Source organism: Colwellia sp. MB3u-41, from assembly GCF_014076845.1.
Taxonomy (GTDB): domain Bacteria; phylum Pseudomonadota; class Gammaproteobacteria; order Enterobacterales; family Alteromonadaceae; genus Colwellia_A.
Genome location: NZ_JACGUT010000054.1, coordinates 1 through 16,537, shown reverse-complemented (window position 1 = coordinate 16,537; position 16,537 = coordinate 1). Strand labels below are relative to the sequence as shown.

17 protein-coding genes and 1 pseudogene are annotated in these 16,537 nt (G+C 34.3%); 12 read left to right on the top strand and 6 right to left on the bottom strand.

Annotated features, from left to right (window positions below):
• Positions 1 to 592 precede the first annotated feature (592 nt).
• Genes H4J73_RS05170 through H4J73_RS05150 form a run of 5 tightly spaced genes read left to right on the top strand, consistent with a single transcriptional unit; the run spans position 593 to position 6,065 of the window.
• Positions 593 to 1,246, top strand: coding sequence for a TnsA endonuclease N-terminal domain-containing protein (locus tag H4J73_RS05170; protein WP_182223169.1), 654 nt, complete (start codon positions 593 to 595; stop codon positions 1,244 to 1,246).
• Positions 1,243 to 1,473: a hypothetical protein gene (locus tag H4J73_RS05165; protein WP_182223168.1), complete on the top strand. Its 231-nt coding sequence runs from the start codon at positions 1,243 to 1,245 to the stop codon at positions 1,471 to 1,473. The genes H4J73_RS05170 and H4J73_RS05165 overlap by 4 nt, the downstream gene beginning before the upstream one ends.
• Complete coding sequence (locus tag H4J73_RS05160) at positions 1,461 to 3,527, top strand: DDE-type integrase/transposase/recombinase (protein WP_182223167.1); 2,067 nt, start codon at positions 1,461 to 1,463, stop codon at positions 3,525 to 3,527. Before H4J73_RS05165 ends, H4J73_RS05160 begins: the two co-directional genes overlap by 13 nt.
• Positions 3,514 to 4,443, top strand: a complete 930-nt coding sequence (locus H4J73_RS05155) for a TniB family NTP-binding protein (protein ID WP_182223166.1) — start codon at positions 3,514 to 3,516, stop codon at positions 4,441 to 4,443. Before H4J73_RS05160 ends, H4J73_RS05155 begins: the two co-directional genes overlap by 14 nt.
• The gene (locus H4J73_RS05150) at positions 4,440 to 6,065 is read left to right on the top strand and encodes a TniQ family protein (protein WP_182223165.1); all 1,626 of its coding nucleotides are present in this window, start codon (positions 4,440 to 4,442) and stop codon (positions 6,063 to 6,065) included. The genes H4J73_RS05155 and H4J73_RS05150 overlap by 4 nt, the downstream gene beginning before the upstream one ends.
• 434 nt (positions 6,066 to 6,499) lie before the next feature.
• Here H4J73_RS05150 and H4J73_RS20400 read toward each other — a convergent pair whose 3' ends face one another.
• Both H4J73_RS20400 and H4J73_RS05140 read right to left on the bottom strand, forming a co-directional pair.
• Complete coding sequence (locus H4J73_RS20400; RefSeq protein ID WP_259367800.1) at positions 6,500 to 6,751, bottom strand: PaaI family thioesterase; 252 nt, start codon at positions 6,749 to 6,751, stop codon at positions 6,500 to 6,502.
• A gap of 336 nt (positions 6,752 to 7,087) precedes the next feature.
• Entirely contained in the window at positions 7,088 to 7,516 is a 429-nt protein-coding gene (locus H4J73_RS05140) for a tetratricopeptide repeat protein (protein WP_182178274.1), read from the bottom strand.
• A gap of 622 nt (positions 7,517 to 8,138) precedes the next feature.
• Between H4J73_RS05140 and H4J73_RS05135 the strand changes: the two genes are divergently transcribed.
• The gene (locus H4J73_RS05135; protein WP_182223164.1) at positions 8,139 to 8,972 is read left to right on the top strand and encodes a transporter substrate-binding domain-containing protein; all 834 of its coding nucleotides are present in this window, start codon (positions 8,139 to 8,141) and stop codon (positions 8,970 to 8,972) included.
• A gap of 604 nt (positions 8,973 to 9,576) precedes the next feature.
• On the opposite strand, the gene H4J73_RS05130 is transcribed toward H4J73_RS05135, so the two are convergent.
• Positions 9,577 to 10,092: a thioesterase family protein gene (locus H4J73_RS05130; protein ID WP_182178270.1), complete on the bottom strand. Its 516-nt coding sequence runs from the start codon at positions 10,090 to 10,092 to the stop codon at positions 9,577 to 9,579.
• 168 nt (positions 10,093 to 10,260) lie between these two features.
• Here H4J73_RS05130 and H4J73_RS20395 point away from each other — a divergent pair.
• Positions 10,261 to 10,480: pseudogene (locus H4J73_RS20395) on the top strand (IS30 family transposase); the annotation flags it as partial.
• 105 nt (positions 10,481 to 10,585) lie between these two features.
• On the opposite strand, the gene H4J73_RS05125 reads toward H4J73_RS20395, so the two are convergent.
• A complete protein-coding gene (locus tag H4J73_RS05125) occupies positions 10,586 to 10,828 on the bottom strand; it encodes a PA3496 family putative envelope integrity protein (RefSeq protein WP_182178268.1) in 243 nt (80 codons plus the stop codon).
• A 154-nt stretch (positions 10,829 to 10,982) separates the two neighbouring features.
• Positions 10,983 to 11,864: a LysR family transcriptional regulator gene (locus H4J73_RS05120; protein WP_182178266.1), complete on the bottom strand. Its 882-nt coding sequence runs from the start codon at positions 11,862 to 11,864 to the stop codon at positions 10,983 to 10,985.
• 101 nt (positions 11,865 to 11,965) lie between these two features.
• Between H4J73_RS05120 and maoP the strand changes: the two genes are divergently transcribed.
• The gene (gene maoP, locus H4J73_RS05115; RefSeq protein WP_182178264.1) at positions 11,966 to 12,286 is read left to right on the top strand and encodes a DUF413 domain-containing protein; all 321 of its coding nucleotides are present in this window, start codon (positions 11,966 to 11,968) and stop codon (positions 12,284 to 12,286) included.
• A gap of 171 nt (positions 12,287 to 12,457) precedes the next feature.
• Here the strand turns inward: maoP and H4J73_RS05110 are convergent, their stop codons facing one another.
• Positions 12,458 to 12,946 (bottom strand): DUF1353 domain-containing protein, encoded by a 489-nt coding sequence (locus tag H4J73_RS05110; protein ID WP_182178262.1) that lies wholly within the window; start codon positions 12,944 to 12,946, stop codon positions 12,458 to 12,460.
• A gap of 124 nt (positions 12,947 to 13,070) precedes the next feature.
• On the opposite strand from H4J73_RS05110, the gene H4J73_RS05105 reads away from it, so the two are divergent.
• The 4 genes from H4J73_RS05105 to rimK all read left to right on the top strand — a co-directional run.
• Positions 13,071 to 14,417, top strand: coding sequence for a magnesium transporter (locus tag H4J73_RS05105; protein WP_182223162.1), 1,347 nt, complete (start codon positions 13,071 to 13,073; stop codon positions 14,415 to 14,417).
• A gap of 388 nt (positions 14,418 to 14,805) precedes the next feature.
• Positions 14,806 to 15,024: a hypothetical protein gene (locus tag H4J73_RS05100; RefSeq protein WP_182178258.1), complete on the top strand. Its 219-nt coding sequence runs from the start codon at positions 14,806 to 14,808 to the stop codon at positions 15,022 to 15,024.
• A 26-nt stretch (positions 15,025 to 15,050) separates the two neighbouring features.
• A complete protein-coding gene (locus H4J73_RS05095) occupies positions 15,051 to 15,305 on the top strand; it encodes a hypothetical protein (RefSeq protein WP_182178256.1) in 255 nt (84 codons plus the stop codon).
• 567 nt (positions 15,306 to 15,872) lie between these two features.
• Positions 15,873 to 16,537: 30S ribosomal protein S6--L-glutamate ligase (gene rimK, locus H4J73_RS05090; protein ID WP_182188791.1), on the top strand; the 665-nt coding region annotated here is incomplete at its 3' end.

The following is a 16,537-nucleotide window of genomic DNA, read 5'->3' as shown; positions in this document are numbered from 1 at the left end:
AGTATTCATAAAGTTATCTCTACATTATTAATGGTAGTTGATTTTATAAGTTAACTAGTAATGTTACCAATAATTTCGAGGAACAATCAAAGGGGTTTTAGTGCTTAATTGGTCTTTCACAATCTGTCGTGATAAGGTTAACTTCCTCCCTTAATTTCATTGTAACCATATAATTTAACAGTATTTATATGGCATATCCGTTTAATATTTAAGATGGTAAATATCACTAGCAACTTCAATAAATATCATTTAATTATTAGCGGGATATTTCATTGGACTTATGAATCCTTACTCGATAAATACCTACTTTCTCGCATGGTTAAAGCTTTATTTTAAATGGTGTGGTGATTAACTTGGTTGAGGTGTACAAAAGTAACAGTGTTTGTTGTAATTGACTATAAAATAAAGGATAAATTTGAACTTAATTAATGGTACTCATTGCGTACCACCGATAAAGTCAACATTAAGTTATTAAAATGTAGTCTTTACGATAAAATCAGTGTGAATCCCTATTTTATTAGTTTTTTAATGTTGCGGGCTTTAAAAATGTGCATATAATTAGGAGTGATTTTAACTTTTTGGAGATCACACCATGGCTTATATATATGCCCGAACAAAAGACCACTTAGCGAAACCGCTTTATCGATATTCTAAGATAAACGCTTCGCTTTCTTACAACACGACAAAACACAATGAGGCTTTACCTTGTGAAAGCCATCTAGAATACGATGCATTGCATCTACGCCAATTTAATCAAAGTATTGATTTTTTCGAGACCCAGCCACTTTCTGTAGAATGGCGTACCGATACAAATAATAGACGTAAATACACCGCTGATATCGTTGAACGAAATTCAGACGGTACCTTTATGGTTACTGAAATAAAGCCTGAGGTTAAATACAACACCCCAGAAAATAGAAAAAAATTCGATAAGATTGCAACCGCTTTTGCAGATGATGGAATAGAATTCCAAGTACAAACTGAGCACGATATCTATGTAGGAAATAACATCGATACCTACCAAACATTGCATCGTTATTTGTTTAATACGACCAGAGCTGATTACTTAAAAACAGTCATGACTCAGTCATCGAATGTCATGTCATTAGCTCACTACGATGAATTACTTCTCGATACCAAAACACCACCACATATAGTATTCAACATGCTTGCTCAGCATCAACTAAGTATGAATTTTGAAGAGCCAATCCGTAAAGATTTACTAATTTATAAGGGGGCTTTATGAATGAGTTAAATAGAAGGAAATCTTATCTATACGCCATTGAAAATCAAGCTGGGACACCTCCATTCAGCAATGTAAAGCTTGCACATATTGCTTACATGGTTAGCTTACAAATTGGAGATAAAAAATGCCCATCGCTGAGTAGATTGAAGCGTTGGTATAAGGAATACAAATTTGACAAACGCTTAGTAACCTCTCAAAACCAAGGGGGATTAACATGCAATTATTAGCAACTACCTATGCCTCATTTACACCAGGCTCAAGGTTTAATTTTAAAAATGAAGATAACGATGAGTATGAACATTATCTAATTGTATTAAGCGACAGTAAGAGTGTTGTTGCTGAGACGGAGAATGGAGAAAGAAGACAGTTTCTTGTTTGCGTTCTACAGGGATTAATTGGTGAGAGATTAGAGTTTGTTAGAAATAAACCTGAAACGCAAGTCATCCCTTTAATGACAGACGTGCAACGAGCACAACTTGAGCGAAAGATGACTTATATTAATTGTGCCATTGAAGCAAATCCTATTGCTCCTACTGCTAAAAAGACAGGATTATTAGCTAGAGCAAAAGCTATGGGAATTACGGGTGATAAGTATCCAGCAGGTATTTCAACCATTAACGGTTGGATTAAAAAATTCAATGACAATTTAAAATCTCAAATTGCTCTTCTCTCGCAAGGTGGGCGTGGTCGAAATAGTAAATTCTGTAGTGATATTGTTGAACTTGCGGAATCTGTTATCGCGGATTCCATTCTTTGTAGCGAACCATACACTTGTGTTGAAGCTTATGAAATATTGAAAAAAGAAGCCTTAAAAGAAGGCTATGGGGAAGAAGATTTACCTTGTGCTTCGACATTTGCCAATTGGGTGAGCGACCTTAAGTATTACGATGTTGTGGAAGCGCAGTGTGGCCGCACTGTAAGGGATTTTGAATCTCGCCAAATGATGAAAACCTTTGAATGCTCAAACATCCTGACCAGGGTTGAGTTCGATGCTGTTCACATTCAAATCGGCCTTTTAGATGACGAAACTCATGAATACAAAGGAAGTGTCATTGTAATGATGGCTATTGACGTATTCAGTCGTTGTATTTTGGGTTATAGCATGCATGTTGGTCAGGGTGGTGAAACGGTTGAACTAACAGTGGAATGTATGCAACACGCTGTTATGCCAAAAAAACGTAAAAACTGGGAAAAAATTTGTGGAAAAATGTCGATGGCTGTGTGCGATGCGGGTGCCGCTTTTGTTTCAGATCATTTTTTGAGTTACCTAGCCCATTTTAAAATAAATAGACTAACAACGGCTGTAAAGAAACCTTTCCGCAAGCCTTTTATTGAGAGCTTCTTTAGAACCCTTAGAATTCAACACCTTAGCAAACTTCCTGGGTATTTAGGAAGTGCTCGATTCAAAGGTGTTTTCACTGAAAAAAGTAATCTTAAGAAAGAAGCCACGTTAACCGTAAGTGAGTTTCGAGAGTCACTAGAAGAGTACATTTGTGACCACTATCACATGAATAGCCACAATGGGCTAAGAAACAACAGAACACCTTTTGATGTATGGAATAAGTCAGTAGATAATGCGCCAGGTCTTGTCTCATTTACCGAGGATGATGACTTATTCACTAGCTGGGGAGGCAGAGTAAAACACCCTAAACTTCATCAAAATCGAGGCTTTACCGTTAATACCCATCGATATAACGCACCTATTTTAAAAGATTGGTATAGCGAGTTAAAAGGTAACCCTATGTTCAAGGAAAAAGGGTTAGAAATACAAGTGTCTTATAGCAATCTCAATATCGGCCACATAATTGCTTTTCATCCCATTTCAGGTGAATGGATATTCGCTCCCAATACCAACCAGAAAGTTTATGACGGCATGAGTGAGTTTGAATACAAGTCGATGCTAGACAATGAGATTGGGCCAATGCAGAAGAAAATACGTAATGTCTATGATGCTCATAACAACAGTGCAATCAACAATGCAATTGAAAGAAAAAATAAAGCTAAGGCTGAGAAGGCTAAGTTAAAAGCTCAGAAAAAGGCTCTAGCGGCCAAGGAAAAAGCAGAAAAACTCAAAAAACAAGGTAAAGAAGACTTATCCAAACCTGTTGAACTGGGTAAAGGCAATTTAGCAGGTAAATTGAAAAACATTGCTAATCAGAATAAACCAAAAGATAAAGAGGTTCATGATGATCCATGTCCACCAGTAGAGGTAGATACTGAGGTTGAAGTAACAGAGCAGAAAACTCGTAAAAAAGGGAGTCGCATTCGTGGGCAATTCTAATAGAGAACACTTTATAACTGCATCTAAATTACCTCAGCGTCAATTTATTGAGATGGCTCATTGTAAAGACATATTGAATGAATTGGACTATGTACATGGTAGAGCTGTTGCCGGAGAGCCTTGTGGGTTAGTTATTTCTGGACCAACTGGTTCAGGTAAGTCATCGATTCTTAAGTATTATAAAACTACATGGGATGATGAGTTACCTGCTGGTGAACCATCCCCCATTGTATATATTCGAACGCCCTCTAAACCATCAGAAATCTTAATGTTGGAAAGTGAGCTTAAAGCATTAGGCGACCCAGCACCTCGAAAAGGTACTTCAAATTCGAAAAGAGAGAGGAAAGAGGCGTTGATAAAAAACCTGCATCCTAAAGTATTTATATATGATGATTTCCAACATGTTATCGAATACCGCGGCACTGTCGTTGCTCGGCAATTACTCGATGAGCTAAAGAACATATCAGAAGAATATGGAGTTTCACTCGTTTTTACTGGTATAAATACCGTGGAAATTGGAGGGTTAATTAATGAACAAATAAACTCAAGGTTTAGTAGCCTAAGGCGCTTAAAGGTTATGTCTACTGAAAATGACGATGAATTCAATTACTTTCAAGAATTTCTTGAAGATTTCAGCATGACAAAAGGGATTACTAATTTTGATATGGCAAGTGAGGATTCCGTTTATCGCTTTGCTTATGCTTGCGGAGGCGATTTAAGAATATTAAACCACATCACTAATAAAGCATTACATTACTTCAATTTAAGCAAAGATAAAGAAATTTCTTTAGAACACTTTGTACCTGCATTTGACGATGTGGTTAGCGAAGAATGGGATGATATAAAGGTAAATAAGGTTAACCCATTTGACACAGATAATTGGGCCACTATTAAGCGTAGGATGGGAATTAAATGAGTCATTTTATTTTTCCAAAGCAAATCCATCCAATCGAAGATGAAAGCTTATACGGTTTCGTTCAACGGGTAGCTAACTTCTATGGTTGGTCAAAACTGGGGGCTTTTCTTGATGTTATAGGTGTATCAAACATCCATCAAATAAACTGGTTTGTATTATCTCCAGTAACTGAGCGTATTATTGACAATTTGGCGAAATCTATGCAATTAGATAGTAACAAGGTTAATCAGCAGCTATACCCTAAAGAAGTATACTCAATGCTGGAGCTAAACAAACGATTGTATGGTAGTCATGCAGTTAGAACCATTAGGATTTGTCCTCAGTGTGTAGGTGAAGGGACTTCTCACAAATTGCATTGGCAGCATGTTGCTAATGGCTATTGCGAAAACCACCAATGTGAATTAATTAGAGAATGTCAGCATTGTAATTCACCGATACAAATAGAATACGGTGTTAGTTGTGGAAGTTGCTTTAAAAGTCTAATAAAAGCTACTGATGATACCCGTTCAATTCTTCCAATACTTTCTAAACTATCAAAAGAAGAACAGCTTCAGCTTCTGACTTGTATAGAAAGTGTTATCGAAATGCTTTGTTCTGATAGTGATACATTTAACTGGAGAAAGTTTATTGAACAAACTCAGCCACGAACTTTAGCTAGCTTATACTTTGAAGGCTTCTTAATATTAATAAATGACTCTTTTAAAGATAAATGGCAGGCGTTTGTGGCTAGCCATAGGCAGAATTTTACTATTCTTGGAGAAAGAGCTGTAAACCTTCCATTTAACAAAATGACTTTCTTAGATGAGCCTCTATTAAGAAAAATTAAACTTGCCTGCAATGAGGAAGAAACGACTAAAAATAATAACTACCTTCCTGATTTTTCACTTATGGATTGCACCATAGGTAACATTGTATCTGAAAAAGATATTACTTATTTTTTCGGGATCAAAAAGGCTGAATTTACGAGTTTATTAAGAACAGAATGGCTTATACAACCAGGTGGTGTTAGCTGCTCCTCAAAGTTTTTATTTAGCGCTAGTAGGTTAATAGAGAGTATCAGCAATATTACGACTCCTCTAATTGATGGTATCAACACGAATACAGAATTAGTTAACTTTAATTCTAAAGAGCTTAATATTCTTAAGTTCTCCGGGCTTAATAAAATAGACTTGTTAATTCATGCAACATCAAACAATATCCCAGTTTATTTATCTGATAAGCCAAAAGGTACTTTGATAGACAAGCTTTATATTATGAAATCAGATTTATTCGAAATATTGCTCAACAATATAAACGTAGATATTGGCGGTATTTCAGATACAAAGCTAGCAAGCATGCTTGGAACAACCACAAGTAAAATTGATGTAATGATAAAATGTGGGTTTATTAAATACGATGGCAACAAAATAGACTCAAGCTCTGTAAATGATTTTTTTAAGAAATTTGAGATACTTAACCGTATTGGAAGGATTGAAAAAATTAATATAAAAAAGTTGGTTAACAACCTAAAAGAAAGTCACGGTTTACTCCCCGCATTCTCCATAAAAACAGATAAGTTAGATGTAGCTTATATTTTCAATAAAACAAATAAATTCACCAAAGCAATAAATGAAATTAATTAATTCCCTTTAATTCATACACCTAAAAACCTCACAATAATTAAACTTGATTTTTATTGAGTTTAATCTAATCTATTAATAAATCAGAGAGAAAACTTTGCTTTTCTCTGTGTTTTCAGTATAAAAAATACGATTTAATATATATTAAAATAAATATAACACTTTAAAAATAGAGTGTTATATAGCCAAGTACAGAAATCTAGCTATTAAATGGAATTACCTCCAGTAATCTAGGTTTTAATTAGAAAAGTGAACTTTCTAAATTAGAACGACCTCCCTAACTCTTTGAAAAATTAAGAAGCCCGATCCAGCTTTAGATTGGAATGATCAACAGATTATTCCCATATTTTATGAAATCGCTTTTACTGAAGTTGAAGTGCCCTTAAACGGGCCGTTACAATGAATGTTGGCATATTTCTTATTTAACAGTAATAGCGTTATTTTAGGGAGAGTATTGAATATGTTCCAACGACATAGGCAACAGCTTTGTCATCGCCTTTAGAATATAAAGAAACTTCACCAACAACGAGTGATTTCCCTATTTTTAGCAAAGTAAATTTACCAATAATGTCTTTAGTTGCTGAAGGTTTCCGCAGAAAATTTATCGTCAAACTTGTTGTTACTGCCAATGAAGCTATACCTATCTCACCTATAATCGCGACATATAAAGGACAGTCAGCAACGGTCATTTAAAGGGGGCTAGATATTGTTCCACCGGGTCTTAATTCATCAAACCCTACTGTATGTCTTACTATTGCAGTTTTTTTCCAATGGCTTCGACAATACACTTAGCCTATGGAAATTCATTTTTCATGAAACTTTTAATTTTATTGCGGACATTTTTCTCCAAAAAAGTAAATATATTATTGGATTTTCTCTGAATGTCAGTCCAATAAGACTTAATCCAATTGAGGGTAGCATTACAGTCTTTATAATCATCCATGCAACTAAGGCAGGTACATGGATGATACTATCTTTCTAAAGCGGGTAATGCTTATTTACTAGGGCTGACTCAAAGATTATACTTATTGTTCTTGAGCATTTTTTAACGCTTCTAACAAAGCATGAATTTCATCTTTTAGTTCTTTATCCGCTATTTTATTACAGCTGACTTTAGCTTTCTCTAAATGTTCAATAGCATTTTCTTCTTCACCTAATTCGACCTGCAGTGATGCTACTGAAAAACCGATAGATGAACGAAAATCCTTTGAATTAATTTCTTCAGCTTTAGCTAATGCTTTTTCGTAAATAGCAATAGCTAGGGTGTAATCGTCGGTAAAATCAGCGAGAGTCTCCCATTGCACAGGATGGTCTTTATCTGTATTTTCATTATCATCACAAACTTGCTTTAATTCACTATATAAATTATCAAAGCGAGTTTGATTTTTTCGCTGAGCTGCGTGCATTAAATCTCCAGCCAATATAAGTACGCGTTTGTATATTTTTGTATTCATGGGTTAGTACTCTTTAGTTGTCTGGAATTTAGATGTTAGCATTTGATTTACAGTTTTTTTTGTTGAAATATGCTTTTTGATGTTAATGCCTTTATTTGTCGCGGTTCAAAGCTGAACTTACTATTCTGCATTTTAACACCAGTTATGACTTTAGACTAGTTTAGGATCGAAAATTGACGTTTTTCTGGATAGTATAAACCTTGTAAACACTCAACAAATTTTCTAAAAAAAGATATTTATCTTGTTGTAAAATTATTCTTTCATTTATTTACGTGTCTATTACAACCTCAGCTCTTTTATGTTTCAATAATTCAAATAACGGTAGTGCTGAATCTACTTTATGACAGTTTTTAAGTGTAATCACACTTCTGAGCAATAGAAATTAGAACTTTGGTAAGGAATTAGTCATTTTTAAGCATGTATTTTTGATAAAACTTCCCCGTCTGAAAAAGCTAAAGTGGGAATCGTCAGGTTCGCCTAATATTAAAAGTTAACGCTTATATGTTATCTTTAAAAAGCAAAGTAATTTATTATGATGTAAGAAATTAATCTGCATTGGGCATTGTTCATACCTACTTTGACTCGTCCTTCATTGTTCCATTCATTTTTAAGAGGTTTACCTTTGAAAAAATTATTTTTTTTGACTCGTCATTACTTGATTTGTCTTACTCTCCTGTTACCCATATCGGCGCAGGCTCTTCAAATATCATTCTGGAACGGCAATAAAACCCCCTCAAGACAACTTTACGAAAAACAAGTGCTACAAGCTGCCCTCAGCGCTGCAGGGGTAAAGACAAGTATTGATATCGATGAACGTAAGCTATCAATTAGTGAAGAAGCAAGCGTTTTTAGCAAGCAATTATTTGATGTTTTTGCCACGGTACAAGGCAACCCTAAACTCAATGCAGAAAACAAGATTTTAATAGCTAAACCCATAATGCAGGGCTTGCTTGGCCAGCGACTATTGATCATCCGCAAAACAGATTTAGCACGTTTTAGTGCAATAAAGCAGAACGATGAGATGAAAAAAATGCGTTCAGGTATTCCTACTGGCTGGGCAGATGTTGCTTTATTTAAAGCAAATCAATATCACACTATTGAGCTTGGTGATTTTGAAACTATTTTTCAATATTTAGTGAATAATGACTTTGACTATTTAGCTCTAGGAGCCAATGAAATTGAACAAGTATATCAACAAGCTAATTTGGAAAAATTGGATTTAACTATAGCGCCGACATTAATGCTCCGTTATAATTTTCCTGTCGTTTATTATGTGAACCCCAACAATCCTGAACTCGCGAAACACCTAAATACAGGACTAGAGCTAATCATTAAAAATGGCACCTTAAAGGTTATGTTTGACCAACACTTCGGTCATTTATATAGCCGTCTACATTTATCTGACAGAACAAGTTTTGAACTCAAAAATCCGCTGATTAAAAGTAAAATTAATTAGACACGGGTTTGGTGTTAAGTATGTTTTAAGGGGCATTAAATTTATCAATGATTATGACTTTATCTTTCCATTTGCTATAAAACATGAAATCAATACTCTTGTCAGTTTTTAGAATATAAAAGTTGATATGTCATTTTAGGATTTATGGGAATTTAAAGTTGTTTTTTACTTTAAAAGATGACTTGTTTGGAAACATCGAAAAGACAGATGTACCACTTTTATGAACCAAAAGTATCAATTCTACAGAGCACTTTGATATGAAAGCGGACCATTTAAGCTGACAGTTACGAAACGCAATTATCTACCTTGTATTATCGGCTATTTTGGTTCATGAACGGTAACTGTTGACCGTTCAGTGTCATAATATTTTTAGCTACAAAAAAATCATTTAAATTTAATTAATTACCAGATTTGTGTTTGCCAATACAAATGCATATCAATATGATGATTTGGAACTATTAATGTTAACGACCGCTTTAAGTCTTAGAACAGACGTTAGAAAACAAACGCTACTTTCAACAATGCGGCCAAGCAGGACAGTATAATTCATAATTAGCGGGTGACTTCTATTCTTTAAAAGTAAAAGTTAATCATTGTTTTTTGACTAAACATTCATACTTAACTCAACATTGATGAGTTCCTCTACAATTGTTGGCATTTCAATTTTTGATACAGGATGCCCATAGGCTTCTATAACCTCAGATATAGGAACTATTCCGTTAGGTCCCAAAAAGGTGGTTTTGCTTATCCCCATAGTCGTTGTTCTTCCATTTCTTTGAAATCGATGTTCAGTCCAAACCCAGTCATCATCCCAATATATGATTTTTGATTTTAATGTGTATTGCTGAAAAAGCTTAAGAGGATACTTGTAACGTATAATTGCCACCCTAGACACTGGTACCCACTTGTTTTTTATGAATTTTTTAAGGAGTCCTGCTTGAAGGATAATGTTAATTCGACCAAGGTCCATAATGGGTAGATATCGATCACTGCTCATCCTCTTAATATCAACATCATTAAATAAAACACGAAAATCCAAAGTGTTCTCATCCATGACTCCAATAAATTTTTTGAAAAAATGAGTAAACAATAAAAATAAAAAGCGAAATCTTAAAACCATTGTAATCCCTTATGCTTTAGTGATAATAATCAGTAAGTCATACTGAGTAATTTTCTGTCATTTATCAAGACGTGTTATATATACCATTTAAAATAAATGGTTACCAAGTCAACTTTAAGTTTTTATTAAAGCCAAATTCATAGACTAAATGCGACACCCAATTGAATAAAAACGATGAACTGCCCTTATTACTTCGTTAACTCACATCACTCTTGGGATCGCGGAACGAATAAAAATAGAAACGGTTTCATAAGAAAATATTTGGTTAAAGGAACATCAATGAAAGGGGGGAATTTAGTAACGATGAAATATTATCGCTATTAAATTAAATACAAGACCAAGAAAGCGACTTGGCTATAAAACACCAGAGGAATGTTTTAACCAATAATAACTTTATCGCACTTCAAAATTGATATTAAGGAGTTAAACGCGAATTAATTGATGATTGATTTGCGTGAATATTAACGCGTGAGTGAAAATAATGTTGTTTAAATTAGCTCCATTCATCATAGTAATTTAGATCGAGTTTTCTCAGTTGGCGATCCTCATGCAACTGTTCAATCTTTCTTCTTGCAATAAAATTAAATTTTTTACTGTTTTTTGATTTTTTAACATTGTTAGTGTTGGCATGTGGCTCAAATTCAGCAATATCATTATCGAATTCATTTGAAGACTGGTCATCGTCAAAACTAACGTCATCAGAAGCAGATAATTCATAATTAGTATTGATAGTCATCGTTATATTACCCAAAAATAATGAAATAATGAAAAAATGATAATCTATGTTTTTGACTGCCAATAAAAGTAAAAAATTTTTATGTTAATGATAAATTATTTTTACTTATTATTATTTAAATTTACTACGTTAATTTTATGCTTACAGTAACCTTTTATACTACTGTAGGCTTCATGATTACTGGCGCTTCAGGCGCCTCTTTTCTCAGCATATTTTTAATGTCGATAATGCGCTCTTCATTTTCATTTTCTTTATGGAATGCGATAAATAATTCACGCTCAAAAATTGGCAGGTTGTTTATGTTAAATAACTTACCTTGTTCTATAAAGGGTTTTGCTAGCATATCGGGGAGGTAGGCACTGCCGCCACATTGCAGCATGAGATCAAGTGCAATGCGGGCAGTACTCGTTCTAATTACAGGCACTGTTATGCCAAAGACTTCTTTTGCATGCCAATGAATAAAGCTCGTACCCCAGTCAATCATAATATAACGTTGAACTTCTGAGGGGGTTGTTATTTTATTTTTAAAAGTCGTTACGGGAACTAAATTAAACATATGCAATAACTCTATTTTTAACTCATCCACCTTGGGGGGATCAAATAAAATAGCGACATCTAAATTGCGCTCAAGGAGTTGCCGGGTAAGTTGTTCTCGCGATAATATTTCTGCGATCAAACTAATATGAGGTTGACTCATATATATTTTTGAAATGGCGTCATGTATATAAACATCCCAAGTGTTTGGTGATCCGGCAATAGATATATGCGCTACTTTCTCCGTGGTTAAAGTCACATCTTGTTTTGCCATTCTTAGGGTGTTGAGCAGACTTTCAGCGTATGGAACAAGCTTTTCTCCTGCGGGTGTTAATTGAATATTATTTCTAGTGCGGTGAAACAAACTAACGCTGAAGTATCTTTCTAATTGACGAACTCGGGCACTAACCGCTGCTTGAGTAAGGTATAAATTCTCAGCCGCTTTACCAAAGTGCCGACAATCTTTAACCTCTAAAAATGTTTTAATTAACTCAATATCCATACTGCAATCTCTTATCTTTACGATAATTATAATTTGTTTTACAGCCCCGTCCTTTAGCCGCATAATCCGCTAAAACCTAGACCCAGTCAATAGAGGCTCAAATGACTTTAATACATGGATTTACAGCTGCAGCACACTTTTACGACGACTTACACTTTCCACGTGGTTTCAGAAAATCTGGAGATTTCAATATTGCCGAAGCTGAATTATTAACGCAGGTAGGTAAACGTTTATTCATACTAGAGCAAGCTATTTGTTCACCAGAAAATCAAGTAGAAAAGCAATTTGTTAAAATGTGTACAGCACAGCTTGAAGGCCAAACTAAAGTTGAACTCCTGTGGAAAAAATACATAAAATTAACCCGACATAAGTCATTTCACTGCGTCAATGGTAGTATATTCGTGCAAAGTGCCGTTATTTAGCCTATAAATTAATGAATGTGACCGGAACGTAAGCATAAATCTGTTACAGGTTTATGCTTACGTTCATACTTACATGACGCCATGCATAAAGCATAAAACATAATGTCAGTATCTTCATTTACCCCACCCCTATCGAGTAAAAATAAGTACTGATATAGCCAGTGAAATACATCAATGGTTATTTTTTTTGGGGAATAACACTTGCCTATCTTTACGCTGAAATGTTAGCCAATTCATCCAACCGAACGCCATACATACAATCCATATCAAGTAATCAATGAGCAGTAATTCGTTTCTTTCTATACCAACATTACGTATTAGTTTCGACCATTTTAAAAAACCATAACCTTCTTTAAATTTAAATACTTTATCATCTTGCTTAGCCCAAAAATAATCATACTCAAAGCAAAAGTCGTGCAAGATAACAGGGATTAATAATAATCCTGTAGGTGAGAAAAATAGCCAGACTATCGCTGGGTACGAACTTCCATCAAAAATAAATCCCTTAGGAATAATAATGATTCTCTTGTTAGGTAAGTTATAATGCCAATCTTCTATAAGCTGCCATTGGCGCTTTTTAAACAGTAATCGCCACAATTTAGAATAAAATGAAAACTTTTGCGTCTTTATAGCAAAAGGCTGTAATTTTGGCATTTTCATCAGTTTTCTAGTTTAATGATTAGAGAATAATGCGATTCTACAGTTAAGTAACCTATAAAATAAAACGCAAAATTTTATTTGGTTTAATTCAAAAAATTTGTTGATGTTTTTATTTGGAGATAAAATGTCGCTAGAACTACTACCTATTTATATTGAAAAAATTGAAGCATTATTAGCGGATGAACAACGCTTAAATGAATTAGCTGTCGAAATTGAAAGCACGTTAATGCCAGAGCATGTCGCTATTCTTCTGGAAGCTTTCCCCATTAAACCACGGTTAAGTCTTTGGGATCTTTTTAGCGCTGATTACCAGCAAAACATTTTTCTAGAAATGAAAAATGAATCTCGTCAAATGATTTTGAATGTCATGGACGATGATGCATGTTTTCCACTCTTTGATAAATTAGATGCCAATAGTTTATTAGAACTTACTGAAGACTTAAGCGACCGTTTTATTGAATACGCTGTTACAAAAATGACAGCTAAACAAAGAGAGTACTTAAAAAAGGCTCAAGATTATTCTGAAGATGAAGTAGGGCGCTGGCAAAGTTTTGATGAAAAAAGAATTTCACAAAAATTAAAAGTAGCTGCAGCGAAAAAAGTGTGTTCAAAAAACCTATTACCGTTAACTGACGTTATTTACGTTGTTGATCATAATGCGAAATTATTGGGTGAAATCCCTATTAATAAACTGCTACTTTTAGATGATGAACTGCCATTGTCAGATGTCCTCTATCAAGACGTTCAATGTATAGAAGCCAGTAAAGGCTTAGACGAATCGATAGATGAAGTTATTTTGTCAGGGAAGTCGGCGCTTCCTATTGTTGACGAAAACGGCTGTTTAACAGGGCGTTTAGATTTACATTCTGCTTATAAATACAAAGATCAGCAAAAAGATAATCAGTTAATGCAATCTGCAGGCTTGAGTGATGAAGAAGATTTATTTGCCAGTGTCTGGTTAAGTAGTAAAAACCGAGCAATTTGGCTAGGGATTAATTTGGTTACCGCCTTTTTAGCTTCTTGGTTTATTGGGTTGTTTGAAGCGACTTTACAGCAAGTAGTTGCACTTGCTGTGCTTATGCCTGTTGTTGCATCAATGGGAGGAATTTCTGGAAGTCAGACATTAACGCTGATAATAAGAGGACTTGCATTAGGCCAAATCAGTGATGCTAATAGACGAGCTATTGTTAAAAAAGAACTTAAGGTTGGAGCCATTAACGGTATGTTATGGGCAACTGTAATAGGTATCATTACTTTTTACTGGTTTAATAATCCAATGTTATCTGTCACGATTTGTATCGCTATTTTAGGCAATATTCTGGTTGCTTCGTTATCGGGGGTATGGATCCCTTGGATATTAAATAAATTTAATATCGACCCTGCATTATCTGGCGCTGTAATTTTAACAACAGTAACTGATATATTTGGTTTCATAGCCTTTCTTGGTTGTGGTACGTTATTACTGCTGTAAAACGTTATGTGCTTTAATAAAAAATCTTTACACTTTTTTAGATATAAATATAGAGAACTCCCCCGGTGCTAAGAAGAATGATGTTTGTACTTATTGTCTTCTCATTTTAATTTTTTGCCGTTGCTGGGGGGACTGATGTATTTGATATAAGAAGTTAAATTGCTCCTTATATATTTATCATTATGTTTTTAAATACTTTATTTTTATTGTCCGCTCTTAATTTATTGTTTTCTCCTTATTCCTTTCGATATTTATTTAAAGTGTTGTCTATCCTGATTGTTTGATAAAAAAAATTGATTAGTTAAACGAAAATATTTTGCTTTTCAAATTTTAAATTGTGGAACATTATCCAGTCAGAATCTAATTATGATTTTTTTGAAGGTGAAAAATGAATATTGATACATGTGAGAATGCGGGCATAGGTAGTAACTCGAATTTCAATACTAGCATCACTGGTTTTGAAATATCGAATGGCTCTGCTAACAAGAAAGAGATAAGTAACATAGCGAAACAAAAATATTTAATTAAAGAAAAATTAGATCTCTTAAATGAAAAAAGGTTTCTTGACCGTCAGCTTAATTCATTAAGTGACTATTGGGATATGTAAGTAATTTTAATGTAATGAGAACATTTATGAAAAAAATAATTTTAGCTGTCGCCTTATTAACCTTAATGTCAAGTTTATCAGCGCACAGCGAAGAAACTGAAATGGCTTTAATGGATGCGCCTAATGACTATGTAGCGAGTCTTTTAATTCAATGTAAAGAATATGCCGTTGAAGATGAAGTCGCTGAAGGCGATATGAAAACGTATCTATTAGATTGCGTGAATGACGAACTAAAAGAAGGGTACTACAAGCCAATCAAAGTACTACCTAAAGGCGAATAACAGTAACTTTATTATATGTCTGCCTAAGTAACTCAAATTAATTAGCCCCTTATATAATTAGTGGTTTTTTAATTTGAGCTACTCATTTTATTTAACAACTCGCTAGAAATAAAATAATCTGACTTTACATGGGTCTCATATTCTTTTGCAATCAAAAATTTTATTTGGTTTTATTGTGTAAACAAGACTCAATTCTCAGGTTTATTAAATAGCTATCTTTTTTACCTTTAAATACTACTAATATAGTTAAATAACTAGACAATAAATCAAGCTTACCATCATTTTCTGCACGGTCTTTACACTGATAAAATCATAAAACTGTTCTCAACTAGAAAACAAAATAAAATATAACGTCTGTGTTAACTTAAAAATATTTTTAGCCATTCTTTATTCAAATAATGACCTAAAATATTATACGATAAAAATTTTACAAATAAACCAATCACTTATTTTCATTGAACGCATCAAATTATAGCGCTTTATTATTTAATAAACTGACTATACACTTGATTTTACTTATTAACTCACTTTTCAATACTAAATAAAGTGAACACTAAAGGACTTATTATGAAAGTTGCTATTTTGTCTAGAAACAAAAACCTTTATTCGACACGCCGCTTAAAAGAAGCGGGCGAAGCGATGGGGCATCAAGTTGATATTATTGACACGCTACATTGCTATATGGACATTACGAGTACGCACTCTACGGTTCGTTATAAAGGCAAAGAGCTGCCTAAATATGATGCAATAATCCCGCGTATTGGCGCTTCGGTGACCTTTTATGGAACGGCTGTGGCAAGACAATTTGAAATGATGGGTACGTTCAACATTAACGAGTCAGTGGCAATTAGCCGTTCACGCGACAAATTACGTTCATTACAATTATTGTCACGCAAAGGTTTGGGTTTGCCACGCACGGGTTTTGCGAGTAAGCCTGATAACGCAAAAGATTTGATTAAGAATGTAGGGGGTGCCCCTGTTGTTATTAAATTACTTGAAGGCACTCAAGGCATTGGCGTGGTTTTGGCCGATACGGCTAAATCAGCAGAAGCGATTATTGAAGCGTTCATGGGCTTAAATGCAAACATTTTGGTTCAAGAGTTTATTAAAGAAGCGGGCGGTGCAGACATTCGTTGTTTAGTGATTGGTGGCAAAGTGGTGGCAGCGATGAAACGCCAAGGCGCAGAAGGTGAATTTCGCTCTAACTTACACCGTGGTGGCTCTGCTGAAGT

What these genes read in the sequence shown, in the direction of transcription:
- H4J73_RS20400 (WP_259367800.1), bottom strand. Translation starts at nt 6,751, where the DNA reads ATGACCGTTGCTGACTGTCCTTTATATGTCGCGATTATAGGTGAGATA.
- H4J73_RS05160 (WP_182223167.1), top strand. Translation starts at nt 1,461, where the DNA reads ATGCAATTATTAGCAACTACCTATGCCTCATTTACACCAGGCTCAAGG.
- H4J73_RS05165 (WP_182223168.1), top strand. Translation starts at nt 1,243, where the DNA reads ATGAATGAGTTAAATAGAAGGAAATCTTATCTATACGCCATTGAAAAT.
- maoP (WP_182178264.1), top strand. Translation starts at nt 11,966, where the DNA reads ATGACTTTAATACATGGATTTACAGCTGCAGCACACTTTTACGACGAC.
- H4J73_RS05110 (WP_182178262.1), bottom strand. Translation starts at nt 12,946, where the DNA reads ATGAAAATGCCAAAATTACAGCCTTTTGCTATAAAGACGCAAAAGTTT.
- H4J73_RS05125 (WP_182178268.1), bottom strand. Translation starts at nt 10,828, where the DNA reads ATGACTATCAATACTAATTATGAATTATCTGCTTCTGATGACGTTAGT.
- H4J73_RS05105 (WP_182223162.1), top strand. Translation starts at nt 13,071, where the DNA reads ATGTCGCTAGAACTACTACCTATTTATATTGAAAAAATTGAAGCATTA.
- H4J73_RS05140 (WP_182178274.1), bottom strand. Translation starts at nt 7,516, where the DNA reads ATGAATACAAAAATATACAAACGCGTACTTATATTGGCTGGAGATTTA.
- H4J73_RS05120 (WP_182178266.1), bottom strand. Translation starts at nt 11,864, where the DNA reads ATGGATATTGAGTTAATTAAAACATTTTTAGAGGTTAAAGATTGTCGG.
- H4J73_RS05100 (WP_182178258.1), top strand. Translation starts at nt 14,806, where the DNA reads ATGAATATTGATACATGTGAGAATGCGGGCATAGGTAGTAACTCGAAT.
- H4J73_RS05130 (WP_182178270.1), bottom strand. Translation starts at nt 10,092, where the DNA reads ATGGTTTTAAGATTTCGCTTTTTATTTTTATTGTTTACTCATTTTTTC.
- H4J73_RS05150 (WP_182223165.1), top strand. Translation starts at nt 4,440, where the DNA reads ATGAGTCATTTTATTTTTCCAAAGCAAATCCATCCAATCGAAGATGAA.
- H4J73_RS05170 (WP_182223169.1), top strand. Translation starts at nt 593, where the DNA reads ATGGCTTATATATATGCCCGAACAAAAGACCACTTAGCGAAACCGCTT.
- H4J73_RS05095 (WP_182178256.1), top strand. Translation starts at nt 15,051, where the DNA reads ATGAAAAAAATAATTTTAGCTGTCGCCTTATTAACCTTAATGTCAAGT.